Origin of the sequence: Pseudomonas brassicacearum subsp. brassicacearum (assembly GCF_008801605.1) — a bacterium.
Classification (GTDB): Bacteria; Pseudomonadota; Gammaproteobacteria; order Pseudomonadales; family Pseudomonadaceae; genus Aquipseudomonas; species Aquipseudomonas brassicacearum.
On sequence record NZ_VZPJ01000001.1, the window covers coordinates 983008 to 997084 of the forward strand.

Below are 14077 nucleotides of genomic sequence, written 5' to 3' on the forward strand. Positions count from 1 at the left end.
CGAAGGCGTGACAGGTTTATTCCCACGCCTCGTATTTATTTTTCCTGCACTGGAATAATCTCGTTCGCGGATCGTCTTTCCAGTCCCGGCGCAATGACTGCCCATAGAAGCCACACTTTCATGAACGCACTCGACGAACAGTTGCGCGAGCTCATCCCCAGGCTACGGCGTTTTGCCGTGTCGCTGACGCGCAACCCGAGCAACGCCGATGACCTGGTGCAGGCATGCCTGGAGCGGGCGTTGTCCAAGTGGAACGACAAGCGTCCGGACGGCGATCTGCGGGCCTGGCTGTTTTCGATTCTGTACCGGCAGTTTCTCGACGGTCATCGCCGCTCCCGTCGGTATGCGCGCATGCTGGAGTTTTTCACCGGCCGCGACGATGCCCACCCTTCGGCCGAGCGCAGCGTGATCGCGCAATCGTCCCTGCAGGCCTTCGATCAACTCACGACGGAACAACGTGCACTGTTGTTGTGGGTGTCGGTGGAAGGCTTGAGTTACCAGCAAGTCGCCGACATCCTCGACGTGCCGATCGGCACGGTAATGTCCCGCCTGTCCCGCGCTCGCCAGGCCCTGCGCCAACTCAGCGACGGCGAAATCACCCGCCCTACCCTGCGGATACTCAAATGATCAGCATGCCCCCCAGCGACAGCGACCTGCACGCCTACGTCGATCGCCAACTGAGCGAGGCCGACCAGCGCCTGGTGCAGGCTTACCTGGCCAACCAGCCGGAAGTCGCCGCCCGGGTCCGCGCCTGGCAACAGGACGCGCAACACCTGCGCACGGCCCTGAGCGGCGCTTTGCAACAGCCGCCCAACCCCGACCTCGACCCAGCCATGATTCGCCAGCACCTGAAACATCGCTCCCGCCGCCACCTGGCCAGCGCCGCGGTGTTGCTGCTGGCTGTCAGCGTGGGCGGGGTCAGTGGCTGGCAGGCGCGGCAAATGACCCTGCTCAGCGCTGCTGCCCCGATGGCTGACGCCCTGCAGGCATACCGCTTGATTGCCCAACAGGGCATCCTTCCGGCCGATTACCAGACGAGTGACGAGCAGAGCATGCAAGGCTGGCTCGACCGCTACTTCACCCAGGCCGACCGGCTGCCAGACCTGTCGGGCGCAGGCTTCAAGCCGATCAGCGGGCGCTTGCTCAGCACCGAACAAGGCGCGGCGGCAATGGTGGTCTATCAGGACCCGAGCGGTCAGAAAATCAGCTTCTACGTGCGCCCACCCGGCCCGAAAAACTTCCTCCTGCCCCGGGGCAGTCGCCGCGAGGGCGAGTTGCAAGCCGAGTACTGGTCCGGGCCGGGCTACAACTATGCGATGGTCATTCCCAGTGATACGCCGACGGTGCAACGGCTCAAGCAGACCCTGAAGTTCTGAGCCCCCTACCCTTGTGGGAATCTCTGTGGGAGCGAGCTTGCTCGCGATGGCGGTGTATCAGTCGACATCATTTCTAACTGAACCTCCGCTATCGCGAGCAAGCTCGCTCCCACAGGGGATACAGGCCGCTCTTGAGAGTGTGTTCACCCCTGCCCAAACACCTGCGAAGGCCTGCGCAGCAACGGGTCGAACGGGTTGATCCGCGGTCCGATCAGGGCCGCCTCGCGCTTGAGCATGTCCACCACCGTCGGCAGGCGATCGGGCCCCAGGCGGTCGCTCACCGTTGCCACGCTCAAGGCGGCCACGGCGCGGCCGTCACGGTCCAGGATCGGCACGGCCACCCCGGCCATGCCTTGCAATACACCGGTGTTACGCCCGGCGTAGCCCAGCGTACGGACGTTCTCCACTTCCGAACGCAGGAAGACTTCGTCGTACAAATGGAAATCCTTTAGCCGCGGCAGGTTGTATTGAATCACCGTGTCGCGCTCTTCCTCCGGCAGAAACGCCAGGATCGCCAAGCTGCCCTGCCCCACGCCCAACGCCACGCGGCCGCCAATGTCGCCGGTGAACGTGCGGATCGGAAACGGCCCCTCGCTGCGGTCCAGGCAGACCGCGTCGAAACCACTGCGTGCCAGCAAAAATAACGAGTCCCCCAGGGAGGCCGACAACCGCAGCATCGCCGGGCGCACCAGTTCGCGCAGGTTGCCGGTGTTGCCGGCGCGGGCGGCCAGGGCGAAGAACTCCAGGCTCAGGCGATAGCGTTTGCTGCGTGCGTCCTGCTCGACCATGCCTTCGTCCATCAGGCTGCGCAGCAAGCGATGCGTGGTGGGCTGGGACAGGCCGATGCGCTGGGCCAATTGTGTCACCCGCTCCCCACCCTCGGCGGTGTCACCCAGGCTGCGCAGCACGGCAAACAGCCGGGAGACCGCACCGACACCGACTTCGCCTTTCTCATTATTCCGATCAGTGGAATTAGACATGCCATTTCTCGTCATTAAATTTACTCACTGAATGAAACTGAAAATAGTCTTCGCTTCAGTGAAATAGTCCATTGAGCCCATCCTATTCTTCGTCCTACTCTTCGTCCAGACAGGGGCGATTCGAACAACAGCGGCAGCCGACTCAAGGTCGAGCGCCAACGCACCCCAGCAACACCCTTTCGTATCTGCCCATAAAAAAGCGCGCCCGCGGGCGACGCATAACAATCTCAGGTGGAGCGCAGCTATGGCTTTTGTGCAACTTGAAGGACTTGGCAAACGTTACGGCGATATCGACGCCGTGGTCGCCACCAATCTGTCGGTGGAAAAAGGCGAGTTCGTCTCGCTACTGGGACCTTCCGGCTGCGGCAAAACCACAACCCTGCAGATGATCGCCGGCTTCGTCGAAGTCAGCAGCGGGCGCATCCTGCTGGATGGTCGCGACATTACCCACGCCAAGCCCGCCAGCCGTGGCCTGGGTGTGGTGTTCCAGAGCTACGCGCTATTTCCCCACATGACCGTCAAGGACAACGTCGCCTTCGGCCTGCGCATGCGCAAAGTGGCCAATACCGAACTGCAACAACGGGTAGACCGGGTGTTGAAACTGGTACGCCTGGACCGCCACGCCGACCGCTATCCGCGAGAACTCTCGGGCGGCCAGCGCCAACGCGTGGCACTGGCCCGGGCACTGGTGATCGAGCCGCCAGTGCTGTTGCTCGACGAGCCACTGTCCAACCTCGACGCCAATTTGCGCGAAGAGATGCAATACGAAATCCGCCGCATCCAGCGCGAAGTCGGGATCACCACGCTGATGGTGACCCACGACCAGTCCGAAGCCCTGTCGATCAGTGACCGGGTCGTGGTGATGCAGGCCGGGCGCATCACCCAGATCGATGCGCCGTACACCCTTTACGAGCACCCTCGCACCGAGTTCATTTCCGGCTTCGTCGGCAAAGCCAACCTGCTGCCCGGCATGCGGGACAGTGCGGGAGTCGTTCAAGCCTGCAGCCAGGGCAATGGCGAGCTGACGCTAAGCCTGCGCCCGGAAAAAATCGACCTGTGCGAGGCCGGTTCAGGGCGACTGCAAGGCACCCTCGTCAGCCGCTTCTTCCTTGGCAGCCAATGGCTGTACGGCGTCTCGACCAGCCTGGGTGAACTCTGCGTGGTGCGCCGCAACGACGGCTCCGCGCCCCTGCTCGAAGGCACGGCGGTGGGCCTGGACTGGGACCCGACGCTGCTGCGGGTGCTGACTGCGGACGAGGTGCCGGCATGAAGCTGATCGATGCGATGCGCCGCGGTCGCCAAGGCTACCTGATGTCCGCGCCAGCCCTGGCCTTGTACCTGGGCTTGCTGGTCATTCCCTTGGGCTTGACCTTGGTCCTGTCGTTCAACGTCTTCGACTACAGCTCGGGCATCAACGGCGACGCCTATACCTTCGAGCACTACACCAGCCTGTTGGGCGATCCGTACTTCTACGAGATCTTTTTGCGCACGTTCTGGATCAGCGCCCTGACCACTTTCCTGTGCGTGCTGATCGGCGTGCCCGAGGCGTACATTCTCAGCCGCATGGGCGCACCGTGGCGCTCGATTTTCCTGATCCTGATTCTCACCCCGCTGCTGATTTCAGTGGTGGTGCGCGCCTTTGGCTGGAGCCTCCTGCTCGGCGCCGACGGCCTGGTCAACCAGGCCCTGCAAGCCTTCGGCGGCTCGCCGATGAAGCTGCTCTATACGCCATTCGCCGTGGTCATCGCCCTGGTCCACGTGATGTTGCCGTTCATGATCATTCCGGTCTGGACCTCGCTGCAGAAACTCGACCCGGCCGCCGAACAGGCCGCGCTGTCTCTGGGAGCGAGCCAGTTCACGGTGATCCGAAAAGTGGTGTTGCCGCAGATCATGCCCGGCGTGCTGTCCGGCACGCTGATTGTGTTCGGCCTCGCCGCCAGTTCCTTCGCGATTCCCGGCTTGCTCGGCGGACGGCGCTTGAAGATGGTCGCCACGTTGATCTACGACCAGTACCTGTCGGAGCTGAACTGGCCCATGGGCGCGGCCATTGCCGTTGCCCTGCTGCTGCTCAATCTGCTGATCATGCTGTCGTGGAACCGGATGATCGAAGGCCGCTACAAGAAGTCATTGGGGTAATTCTTCATGTCCAGAAACGGTCCTTTCGCGCTGCTGTTTCACGCCCTGGTGGTGGTCTTCATGCTCGCGCCGCTGGTGGTGGTCTGCCTCGTCGCCTTCACCCCGGAAAACACCTTGAGCCTGCCGACCACGACGTTTTCCCTGCGCTGGTTTCGCGCCGTGTTCGAACGCGCGGACTTTGTCGATGCGTTCTACAACAGCCTGGTCCTGGCGTTCAGCGCGGCCTCGCTGGCGACGTTGATCGCGGTGCCGGCGGCCCTCGCGATTACCCGGTTCGAGTTCCCCGGCCGGGACTTCTTCAACGGCCTGTTCCTGTCGCCGATCATCATTCCGCACCTGGTGCTGGGGGTCGCATTGCTGCGCCTGTTTGCGCTGATGGGCGTGAACGGCAGCTTTGCCTGGCTGATCTTCGCCCACGTGCTGGTGATCACGCCCTATGTGTTGCGCCTGGTGCTGGCCTCGGCCATCGGCCTGGACCGCAGCGCCGAACAGGCCGCGCAATCGCTGGGGGCGGGGCGCTTCACGCTGTTCCGGCAAATCACCTTGCCGATGATTCTGCCGGGGGTAGCCGGGGGCTGGCTGCTGGCGTTCATCAACAGTTTCGATGAAGTCACCCTGTCGATCTTCGTCACCTCGCCGGCCACGCAAACCTTGCCGGTGCGCATGTACGTGTACGCCACCGAATCCATCGACCCGATGATGGCGGCGGTTTCGGCACTGGTCATCGCGCTCACCGCGCTGACCATGATTCTGCTCGACCGGGTCTATGGCCTGGATCGGGTCCTGGTAGGCAAACAATGAGGACACCATGGCGCTGCTGAAACGACTGGCCGAAGGCGACCGCCCGGCCCTGGACTTTACCCTCGACGGCCAGCCTGCCACCGGCCTGCTGGGGGACACGCTGCTGACCGCCGTGCTGACCTGCAGCGAACACCTGCGCGGCAGCGACTTCAGCGCCGAACCCCGGGCCGGTTTCTGCCTGATGGGCGCCTGCCAGGACTGCTGGGTCCGCCTGGGCGACGGCCGCCGCGTACGCGCCTGCTCGACCCTGCTCGAAGCCGGCCAGCACATCAGCCGCGAACCGGGGCGTCAGGTATGAACACTGTCGACTGGCCTGGCCTCATCGCGAGCAAGCTCGCTCCCACAGGGGAACTGCGGCGCGCACAAGAGCCGCATCCACCACAGACCCCTTGTGGGAGCGAGCTTGCTCGCGATGACGGCTTCAAGCACAGCACAAATCCCCCGGCCCGGCCAATGAGGTGGCAATGAAACCTATAGCCATCATCGGCGCCGGCCCCGCCGGTATCCGTGCCGCGCAGACATTGGTCGCCCACGGCCTATACCCGATCCTGCTGGACGAAGCCGCCCGCGGTGGCGGGCAGATCTATCGGCGCCAACCGGCCAACTTCAAGCGCTCGCCAGGCAAGCTCTATGGCTTCGAAGCGCACAAGGCCAACGCCATCCACCAGACGCTCGACGCATTGCGCGAACAGCTCGATTACCGTCCCGACACCCTGGTGTGGAACGCCGAAGCCGGCCTGCTCGATACCCTGCATGAAGGCCGCGCCGACCGCCTCGAGTACGCCAGCATAATCGTCGCAACCGGTGCCACCGACCGGATCCTGCCGGTACCCGGGTGGACTCTGCCCGGGGTGTACAGCCTGGGCGCGGCGCAGATCGCCCTGAAGTTCCAGGGGTGCGCCATCGGTGAGCGGGTGGTGTTCGCCGGCAGCGGCCCCCTGCTGTATCTGGTGGCCTATCAATACGCCCGGGCCGGCGCCAACGTGGTCGCGGTCCTCGACAGTTCGCCCTTTAGCGCCCAGGTCCGTGCCCTGCCCGGCCTGCTCGCACAACCGGCCACCCTCGCCAAAGGCCTCTATTATCGCGCCTGGCTGACCGCCCATGGCATCGCCGTGCACCAAGGCGCGAGCCTGTCGCATCTCGACGGCGAACACCGAGTGCAGTCGCTGAAATGGCGCAACGCCAATGGCGAACACACCCTCGACTGCGACGCGGTGGCCTTCGCCCACGGCTTGCGCAGTGAAACCCAGCTGGCCGACCTGCTGGGTTGCGAGTTTTCCTGGAACGCCCTCAACCGCGCCTGGCTGCCACGACGGGATCGCGCTGGTCGCAGCAGCGTGCCGGGGATCTATCTGGCCGGTGACGGCGCCGGCATCATGGGCGCCGACGCCGCTGAGATGGCCGGTGAACGGGCGGCCCTCGCCTTGCTCGAAGACATTGGTTATCTGATCGACCCGCAGCGTTGCACTCAGTTGGAACAATCCCTCGAACGTATCGGCCATTTCCGAGAGGGCCTGGAACGTGCGTTTGCCTTTCCTGAAGAGTGGGCCGCAGACGCTGTCGATGACCTGATGATTTGCCGCTGCGAAGAAGTCAGCGCCGGCGACATTCGCCGGGTGGTGGGCGAAGGCCATTGGGAGATCAATCGGGTCAAGGCGCATTGCCGGGTCGGCATGGGCCGTTGCCAGGGACGAATGTGCGGTGCCGCCGCAGCGGAAATCATTGCCCGCGAAAGTGGCCGCACCGTGTCCAGCATCGGCCGCTTGCGGGCCCAGGCGCCGATCAAGCCCGTGCCGTTCGGCCTGGAGGTCGAGCCATGATCGAAGTGGATGCAGTGATCATTGGCGGCGGCATCGTCGGCGCCTCGGCCGCATTGTTCCTGAGCAAGGCCGGACGCCGGGTGGCGTTGCTGGAGCGCGACTTCTGCGGTTCGCACTCCAGCGGCGTGAACTACGGCGGTGTGCGCCGCCAGGGCCGACCGCTGTCGCAATTGCCCTTGTCGCAACGGGCCCATGAGATCTGGAGCCAGTTGCCACAGTTGATCGGCATCGACGGTGAGTACCAGCGCAGCGGTCATCTGAAGCTGGCCCGCAGCGCGGAAGATCTGCAAGCGCTGCACGACTATGCCGCCGCCAGCCAGGGCTTTGGCCTGAATCTGCAACTGCTTGATCGCAAGGCGCTGCGCGGCCGTTTTCCGTGGGTCGGCGCCGTTGCGGTCGGGGCGTCGCTGTGCCCGGACGACGGCCATGCCAATCCGCGCCTGGTATCGCCAGCCTTTGCCCAGGCCGCTCGCCGGCATGGCGCGCAAGTCCACGAACAATGCGCCGTCAGCAACGTTGTGCACGACGGCCAGCGCTTTGTCGTACACACCGCAACGGGCCTGACGTACCACGCGCCCTGGCTGCTGAACTGCGCCGGTGCCTGGGCGAGCCAGTTCGCCGCGCAATTCGGCGAAGCGGTGCCGATGCACGCCGGGCACCCAGCGATGCTGGTCACCGAACCCTTGCCTTTGGTCATGGACGCCAGCACTGGCGTCGAGGGCGGCGGTATCTATGCCCGCCAAGTCTCGCGCGGCAATTGCGTGCTGGGCGGCGGGCAGGGTTTTGCCTTGGACGCTGCACGCGCCCGACCCGGCCAGAGCGCAATGCTGGAAATCCTGCGCCAGGCCGTCGAGCTCTACCCGTTTTTGGAGGGCGCCCAGGCGATTCGTACCTGGAGCGGCACCGAAGGTTACCTGCCAGATCGCCAACCGGTGATCGGCCACAGCAGCACCCAGCCTGGTCTGTTGCACGCATTCGGCTTTGCCGGCGCGGGCTTCCAGATCGGCCCGGCGGTGGGCCAGGCGCTCACCGAGATCATCTGCAGCGGGGCTTCGACCACGCCGCTGGATGCGTTTTCCATCACCCGGTTTCACTCCATCTCCGTTGCTTGATAGAGGAAGGTCGCGCCAATGAATAACGTCAAACGCAGTGCACTGTTCGGTTTCTGCTCGCTGGGTTCCGCTTGCCTGGGCGCCCTGCTCCCGGTCACCCAGGCGTTGGCCGAGCCGACGCTCTACCTGGGCATGAACGGCGGAACCATGGAGCGGCTCTATGCCGACAAGGTCTTGCCGGCTTTCGAGAAAGCCAACAACGTCAAAGTGGTCATCGTACCCGGCACCTCCGCCGACATCCTGGCCAAAGTCCAGGCCAGCAAAGGCAACCCGCAGATGCATGTGATGTTCCTCGATGACGGCATCATGTATCGCGCCATCGCCATGGGCCTGTGCGACAAGCTCGAGGACAGCCCGCCCCTGGCGCAGATCCCGGCCAAGGGGCGCATCAAGGATCAGGCCGTGGCCGTCAGCCTCGGGGTGACGGGGTTGGCCTACAACACCCGGCTTTTCAAGGAAAAGGGCTGGAATACGCCCACCTCATGGATGGACCTGGCCGATCCACGCTTCAAGGACAAAGTGGTGTTCCAGTCGATGGCCTCATCCACGTTCGGCCTGCACGGCTTTTTGATGTTCAACCGGATCCAGGGCGGCAGCGAAACCGACGTCGAACCGGGCTTCAAGGCCTGGCCGAACACGGTGGGGCGCAACGTGCTGGAGTACATCCCGAGCTCGGCGAAGATATCCGAAATGCTGCAGACCGACGAAGCCGCGCTGTTCCCACTGACGCCAACCCAGGTGACCGCATTGAAAATCAAGGGCATGCCGGTCGAATATGCCCAGCCGAAGGAAGGCGCCGTGGTCCTAAACGTCGCCGAATGTGCCATCGCCCAGAATACCCAACCGGAACTGGCGCAAAAGCTCGCGGCTTTCCTGCTGACCCCGCAAGCCCAGGCCATCGCCCTGGAAGAAGGCGACCAGATCCCGTCCAACCCCAACACCCCGACCACCGACAAGACTCGCGGTCAGGTGGAGGCGATGAAGCAATACCTGGAAACGGCGATTGCCGTGGATTGGGATCAGGTCAACGAACAACGCCCGGCCTGGAACGCCCGCTGGAACCGCAGCATCGAGCGCTAGAGCGATCGACTGTGGCGAGGGAAGCAACACTGTTGTGGGAAAAACTGTTGTGAAAAATTGCTGTGGGAGCAAGGCTTGCCCGCGATGCAGGCGCCTCGTCTTCTCAGAGACCGCGCCGTCTTCATCGCGGGCAAGCCTTGCTCCCACAGATAAATCCCCTCGCCACAGGGTGTTGTACTGAGCTGATTATTGGTTAACTGTCTGGCTACGGGCGCCAGCCCCTCCCCTTGATCAACAGCGACCCCCTCCATGCACACCCTCGCCCAACTACGCGCCGGCCAGCTCTCCGGCATTACCCGGCTGGACCTGGCCTGCGGCTTGACGGAATTTCCCCGGGAAATCTTCGACCTGGCCGATTCCCTCGAAATTCTCAACCTCAGCGGCAATCAGTTGGACACGCTGCCCGACGACCTGCATCGGCTGACTCGCCTGCGCGTGCTGTTCTGCTCGGACAACCGCTTCACAGAACTGCCCGAATGCCTGGGCCGTTGCAGCGCCTTGACCATGGTCGGTTTCAAGGCCAACCGCATCACGCACGTCACGGGCGCCGCATTGCCGCCACTGCTGCGCTGGCTGATCCTGACCGACAACTGCGTCAGCCAATTGCCGGATGAACTGGGCCAACGCCCCTATCTGCAAAAACTGATGCTGGCCGGCAACCGTTTGCAGCAGTTGCCGGCGAGCCTGGGCCTGTGTCATCGCCTCGAACTGCTACGCATCGCCGCCAACCAACTGAGCGAACTGCCGCAATGGCTGCTCACGTTGCCGAGTCTCAGTTGGCTGGCCTACGCCGGCAACCCGCTGGAAGCCCAGGCAGAGGCGGCGGCCCTGAATACCACGACGCCTATCGACTGGTCGCATCTGGAACTGCAGCAACAACTGGGCGAAGGCGCGTCGGGGGTGATTCATCAAGCGCTCTGGCAGGCGCCCGGCCAGGTGGCACGAAAGGTCGCCGTGAAGCTGTACAAAGGGCAGATGACCAGCGACGGCTCGCCCCTGCATGAGATGCATGCCTGCATCACTGCCGGTCGACACCCGAACCTGATTGAGGTGTTGGGCCAGGTTGCCGGGCACCCCGAGCAACAGGCCGGGCTGGTGATGGCGCTGATCGAACCCAGCTACCGTAACCTCGCCGGACTGCCGAGCCTGGCGTCGTGCAGCCGCGACGTCTATGCCGATGAACTGCGCCTGAGCGCTCCGGCGGCCCTGCGCATCGCCCATGGCATCGCCTCGGTGGCGGCGCACCTGCACCGCCAGGGCATCACCCACGGGGATCTCTACGGGCACAATATTCTGTGCGATGACCAGGGCGATTGTCTGCTGGGGGATTTTGGCGCGGCGTCGTTCCACGCCACCACGGACAACGTGCAAACCCGCGCACTGCAACGCATCGAAGTGCGGGCCTTCGGGATTTTGCTGGGGGAATTGCTGGCGCGGATCGAACCGGGGCTCAGCGCTGAGGAGCTTGCAGGGTTGCAGGATCTGCAGGTGCGCTGCTGTCAGTCAGATGTACTGGCGCGGCCGGGGTTCGATGAGATTGAAAGGTTGCTGAGCGACTTCAAACACATCGACTAAACCAGCCCCCCAAACTAACAAACACACTACTTATTGTGGCGAGGGGATTTATCTGTGGGAGCAAGGCTTGCCCGCGATGCGGACACCTCGTTTTCTCAGAGACCGCGTCGTCTTCATCGCGGGCAAGCCTTGCTCCCACAGAGTGAACCGCACCCTGGGATAAATTCCCTCGTCACAGGGGTGTACTGCTTAACCGGCCAACCCGACAAACATGTCCTGCACGTCATCGTGGTTGTCGAGGCCTTCGAGGAAGGCTTCGACTTCAGCCATCTGCTCGTCGGTCAGGCCACTGACCGGGTTTTTCGGCTGGTAGCCCAGCTTGGCCGACAACACGGTGAAGCCCTGCTCCGGCAAGGCCTTCTGGACGGCATCGAGATCGGCAGGATCGGTGAGGAACAAAGTCGCACCCTCTTCGCCCGGCTCGAAATCCTGGGCACCGGCCTCGATGGCGGCCATTTCCGGATCGGCGTCCGGGCTGTCCGGCGCGGCTTCGATCATGCCGACATGGTTGAAGTCCCACGCCACCGAACCCGAGGCGCCGAGTTGGCCCTTGCGGAACGCGACGCGAATTTCGGCAACGGTACGGTTGATGTTATCGGTCACGCATTCAACGATCAGCGGTACCTGGTGCGGTGCGAACCCTTCGTAGGTGACGCGGTGGTATTGCACGGTTTCACCGAGCTGGCCAGAACCTTTCTTGATCGCACGTTCCAGGGTCTCGCGGGGCATCGAGGCCTTCTTCGCCTGTTCGACCACCAGTCGCAAGTGCGCGTTGGTAGCGGTATCAGCGCCGTTGCGTGCGGCAATGGTGATTTCCTTCACCAATTTGCCGAAGATCTTGCCCTTGGCGTTGGCAGCCGCTTCTTTGTGTTTAACCTTCCACTGTGCGCCCATTACTCACTCTCTTGTCTGACGCGCCGAGACATCTGCCGGCCGGCGCTGTGGCGCAAGTTTATACGGCCTAAACCGGCTGATCGACCAAAAAATTCACCCCGCCGGATCGACATTTTCACAGCGTGTTGTAGGGCATTTCTGAAATAGCGACTCACAAGCACCGTTTCCCCCCGCAGTTTCGTACCCTCTGCGCCTCTCTTCCCGCCAGTAGGAGCTGCGATGCGCAACGACACGGAAAGTCCCTTCAGCCTGACGCTCACGCAAAGCGACTTGCAACTGCAAGTCTTGCGGTTCAATGGCCGCGAAGCCCTCAACCAGCCATACCGCTTTGACCTCGAACTGATCGGCCTGGCCCCGCCGATAGATCCTGAGCTGATCTTGGGGCATCCGGCTTTCCTGCGCCTTGACGGCGAATCGGGCGTCCATGGGATTGTCCACAGCGTCAGCCTGAGTACCCTGGCGCCGCGGCGCATCGGCTATCGCCTGACGTTGGTCCCCTACCTCCAGCAACTGGAGCAAGGTCCGCGGCGCCGGGTTTTCCATCGGCTCAGCGTGGTGCAGGTGCTGCAACGGCTGCTGGAAGAACACGCGCTACCCGTCGACAGTTACCGTTTCGAACTGCCCCATGGGCAGTATCCATGTCGCCCGTTTTGCATACAGTACGACGAAAGCGACCTGACCCTCCTGCAAAGGCTGTGCGAGGAAGAAGGCATTCATTACCACTTCGAACACGCTCCCCAGGGTCATGCCCTGGTGTTTGCCGAAGACCCGAAGAGCTTTCCCGCGCGCCCCGTCGAACTGCCCCTGCGTCCGAACGACAGCCAGCTACCGGCCGCCAAACGCTTGTATTTGCGTCACCATCCGATGATGCCTGGCCTGCCCGTCGGGTTCAGTGACCGGGCTCCGCCCGAAGCCAACGCCTCGGCGGCGAATCAACCTCTTGAGCGGATCGATCACAAAGCCATGCGCGACAACCCGGCCTTGGCACACCGTTACCAGGCCAGTCGCCGCCACCTTGAACGGCTGCGCTGCCGGCAACGGGAAATCCATGGCCACAGTACCCAACCGGTCCTGCACGGTGGCAACATCGTGCAGATCTGCGAACACCCGGTTGCAGCCTTCAACGATCAATGGCTGATCACCGAGGTCCAGCACCGCGGACGGCAGTTTTCGATCCTGGAACCGGACCAGCCCGCCGCACCGTCGTCCCGTGACTACCGCAACCGGTTCACCGCCATTCCCTGGTCCACCGCGTTCAGGCCAGCCCTCAAGCATGCCAAGCCCTGCATCCCCGGGTACCACCTGGCCCATGTACTCGGCCGCGCCGGCCAGCCGGCCAGCCCCGATGAACGTGGCCAGGTGCGTGTCAGCCTATGGACGCCGGACCAGGACGGCATCACGCTGCCCGTATCGCGGCTGACGCTGGATGGCAGCCCCAACCTGATGGCCGGCAGCGAAGTGCTGGTGAGTTTTCTCGATGGCGACCCTGATCGACCGGTGCTGTGCCCAGGGGCTGTCGATACCGGCGCAGACCATACCGCCACGCGCCCGAAATCGCCCCGTGGCAATCATGATGCGGGGATGCTGTTGGACTGGCTGCTGAATCCGCCGGACTTCACGCCCTGACTCAACCCTGTAACTTCATGCCGGCAAAACTGATCTGGCTCATGCAAACCCAGCGAAACGGGCTTACAGTAAACGGATAACGCCGCTCTAGACGGCGCTCTACCCTGATCGTTGGAGATACCTGCAATGCCCTGGAAAAACTCAGAAAGCCGCTACAGTACCGTCACGGTAACCTTGCATTGGCTGATGCTGGTTCTGCTGGCCGTGGTTTATGCCTGCATCGAGTTCCGAGGGATTTTCCCCAAGGGCAGTGGCGGCCGGACCCTGATCAAGGAAGCGCACTTCATGCTCGGCCTGACGGTGTTCCTGCTGGTCTGGCTACGCCTGTTCGCCCGCAGCATGGGTAAGGCACCGGCGATTTTCCCGGCGTCGCCTGCATGGCAAACCGTTCTCGCTCGCCTGATGCACTGGGCGCTGTACCTGTTCATGATCGCCATGCCGCTGCTGGGCTGGCTGATCACCAGCGCCGAAGGGCATCAGGTGATGTTCTATGGTTTCGATCTGCCCTTGCTCATCGATCAGGACAAGGAATTTGCCAAGCAGCTGGAAGGTTGGCATGTGCTGGGCGGCACTATCGGCTATTGGTTGATTGGCCTGCATGCCTTGGCGGGGCTGTACCACCACTATGTGGTACGGGACAACACGCTGCTGCGGATGATGCCCAAGCGCGGCTGATC

14 protein-coding genes are annotated in these 14077 nt (G+C 63.2%); 12 read left to right on the plus strand and 2 right to left on the minus strand.

Going from position 1 to position 14077, the window contains the following annotated elements; all coding sequences use genetic code 11:
- Window positions 1-120: 120 nt before the first annotated feature.
- Together F7R20_RS04340 and F7R20_RS04345 are read left to right on the plus strand one after the other, a co-directional pair.
- Window positions 121-627, plus strand: coding sequence for a sigma-70 family RNA polymerase sigma factor (locus F7R20_RS04340; protein ID WP_003199976.1), 507 nt, complete (start codon window positions 121-123; stop codon window positions 625-627).
- Entirely contained in the window at window positions 624-1376 is a 753-nt protein-coding gene (locus tag F7R20_RS04345; RefSeq protein ID WP_003199974.1) for an anti-sigma factor family protein, read from the plus strand. The genes F7R20_RS04340 and F7R20_RS04345 overlap by 4 nt, the downstream gene beginning before the upstream one ends.
- Before the next feature lie 143 nt (window positions 1377-1519).
- On the opposite strand, the gene F7R20_RS04355 is transcribed toward F7R20_RS04345, so the two are convergent.
- Entirely contained in the window at window positions 1520-2356 is an 837-nt protein-coding gene (locus F7R20_RS04355) for an IclR family transcriptional regulator (protein ID WP_003199972.1), read from the minus strand.
- A gap of 244 nt (window positions 2357-2600) precedes the next feature.
- On the opposite strand from F7R20_RS04355, the gene F7R20_RS04360 reads away from it, so the two are divergent.
- From F7R20_RS04360 to F7R20_RS04395, 8 genes are all read left to right on the plus strand, one after another.
- On the plus strand, window positions 2601-3626 hold the full coding sequence (locus F7R20_RS04360) for an ABC transporter ATP-binding protein (protein WP_003199970.1): 1026 nt from the start codon (window positions 2601-2603) through the stop codon (window positions 3624-3626).
- The gene (locus F7R20_RS04365; RefSeq protein WP_003199968.1) at window positions 3623-4492 is read left to right on the plus strand and encodes an ABC transporter permease; all 870 of its coding nucleotides are present in this window, start codon (window positions 3623-3625) and stop codon (window positions 4490-4492) included. Before F7R20_RS04360 ends, F7R20_RS04365 begins: the two co-directional genes overlap by 4 nt.
- A 6-nt stretch (window positions 4493-4498) precedes the next feature.
- Window positions 4499-5293 carry an ABC transporter permease gene (locus F7R20_RS04370; protein ID WP_003199966.1) on the plus strand — a complete coding sequence of 265 codons (795 nt, stop codon included), beginning with the start codon at window positions 4499-4501 and terminating at the stop codon, window positions 5291-5293.
- 7 nt (window positions 5294-5300) lie between these two features.
- Window positions 5301-5591, plus strand: coding sequence for a (2Fe-2S)-binding protein (locus tag F7R20_RS04375; RefSeq protein WP_003199964.1), 291 nt, complete (start codon window positions 5301-5303; stop codon window positions 5589-5591).
- A 166-nt stretch (window positions 5592-5757) separates the two neighbouring features.
- The gene (locus F7R20_RS04380) at window positions 5758-7113 is read left to right on the plus strand and encodes an FAD/NAD(P)-dependent oxidoreductase (protein ID WP_003199963.1); all 1356 of its coding nucleotides are present in this window, start codon (window positions 5758-5760) and stop codon (window positions 7111-7113) included.
- Window positions 7110-8225, plus strand: coding sequence for an NAD(P)/FAD-dependent oxidoreductase (locus F7R20_RS04385; protein WP_003199962.1), 1116 nt, complete (start codon window positions 7110-7112; stop codon window positions 8223-8225). The genes F7R20_RS04380 and F7R20_RS04385 overlap by 4 nt, the downstream gene beginning before the upstream one ends.
- A gap of 18 nt (window positions 8226-8243) precedes the next feature.
- The gene (locus tag F7R20_RS04390) at window positions 8244-9305 is read left to right on the plus strand and encodes an ABC transporter substrate-binding protein (RefSeq protein WP_003199958.1); all 1062 of its coding nucleotides are present in this window, start codon (window positions 8244-8246) and stop codon (window positions 9303-9305) included.
- Window positions 9306-9554: 249 nt separating this feature from the next.
- Entirely contained in the window at window positions 9555-10880 is a 1326-nt protein-coding gene (locus F7R20_RS04395; protein WP_003199956.1) for a leucine-rich repeat-containing protein kinase family protein, read from the plus strand.
- Window positions 10881-11069: 189 nt separating this feature from the next.
- Here the strand turns inward: F7R20_RS04395 and F7R20_RS04405 are convergent, their stop codons facing one another.
- The gene (locus tag F7R20_RS04405) at window positions 11070-11774 is read right to left on the minus strand and encodes a YebC/PmpR family DNA-binding transcriptional regulator (RefSeq protein WP_003199952.1); all 705 of its coding nucleotides are present in this window, start codon (window positions 11772-11774) and stop codon (window positions 11070-11072) included.
- 219 nt (window positions 11775-11993) lie between these two features.
- On the opposite strand from F7R20_RS04405, the gene F7R20_RS04410 reads away from it, so the two are divergent.
- Window positions 11994-13400 (plus strand): type VI secretion system Vgr family protein, encoded by a 1407-nt coding sequence (locus F7R20_RS04410; protein WP_003199950.1) that lies wholly within the window; start codon window positions 11994-11996, stop codon window positions 13398-13400.
- A 126-nt stretch (window positions 13401-13526) separates the two neighbouring features.
- Window positions 13527-14075: a cytochrome b gene (locus F7R20_RS04415; protein WP_003199949.1), complete on the plus strand. Its 549-nt coding sequence runs from the start codon at window positions 13527-13529 to the stop codon at window positions 14073-14075.
- The last annotated feature ends 2 nt before the right edge of the window (window positions 14076-14077 follow it).

Coding starts and splice junctions, on each gene's coding strand:
- F7R20_RS04405 (WP_003199952.1), bottom strand. CDS start 11,774: ATGGGCGCACAGTGGAAGGTTAAACACAAAGAAGCGGCTGCCAACGCC.
- F7R20_RS04385 (WP_003199962.1), top strand. CDS start 7,110: ATGATCGAAGTGGATGCAGTGATCATTGGCGGCGGCATCGTCGGCGCC.
- F7R20_RS04395 (WP_003199956.1), top strand. CDS start 9,555: ATGCACACCCTCGCCCAACTACGCGCCGGCCAGCTCTCCGGCATTACC.
- F7R20_RS04375 (WP_003199964.1), top strand. CDS start 5,301: ATGGCGCTGCTGAAACGACTGGCCGAAGGCGACCGCCCGGCCCTGGAC.
- F7R20_RS04410 (WP_003199950.1), top strand. CDS start 11,994: ATGCGCAACGACACGGAAAGTCCCTTCAGCCTGACGCTCACGCAAAGC.
- F7R20_RS04345 (WP_003199974.1), top strand. CDS start 624: ATGATCAGCATGCCCCCCAGCGACAGCGACCTGCACGCCTACGTCGAT.
- F7R20_RS04360 (WP_003199970.1), top strand. CDS start 2,601: ATGGCTTTTGTGCAACTTGAAGGACTTGGCAAACGTTACGGCGATATC.
- F7R20_RS04380 (WP_003199963.1), top strand. CDS start 5,758: ATGAAACCTATAGCCATCATCGGCGCCGGCCCCGCCGGTATCCGTGCC.
- F7R20_RS04340 (WP_003199976.1), top strand. CDS start 121: ATGAACGCACTCGACGAACAGTTGCGCGAGCTCATCCCCAGGCTACGG.
- F7R20_RS04365 (WP_003199968.1), top strand. CDS start 3,623: ATGAAGCTGATCGATGCGATGCGCCGCGGTCGCCAAGGCTACCTGATG.
- F7R20_RS04415 (WP_003199949.1), top strand. CDS start 13,527: ATGCCCTGGAAAAACTCAGAAAGCCGCTACAGTACCGTCACGGTAACC.
- F7R20_RS04390 (WP_003199958.1), top strand. CDS start 8,244: ATGAATAACGTCAAACGCAGTGCACTGTTCGGTTTCTGCTCGCTGGGT.
- F7R20_RS04370 (WP_003199966.1), top strand. CDS start 4,499: ATGTCCAGAAACGGTCCTTTCGCGCTGCTGTTTCACGCCCTGGTGGTG.
- F7R20_RS04355 (WP_003199972.1), bottom strand. CDS start 2,356: ATGTCTAATTCCACTGATCGGAATAATGAGAAAGGCGAAGTCGGTGTC.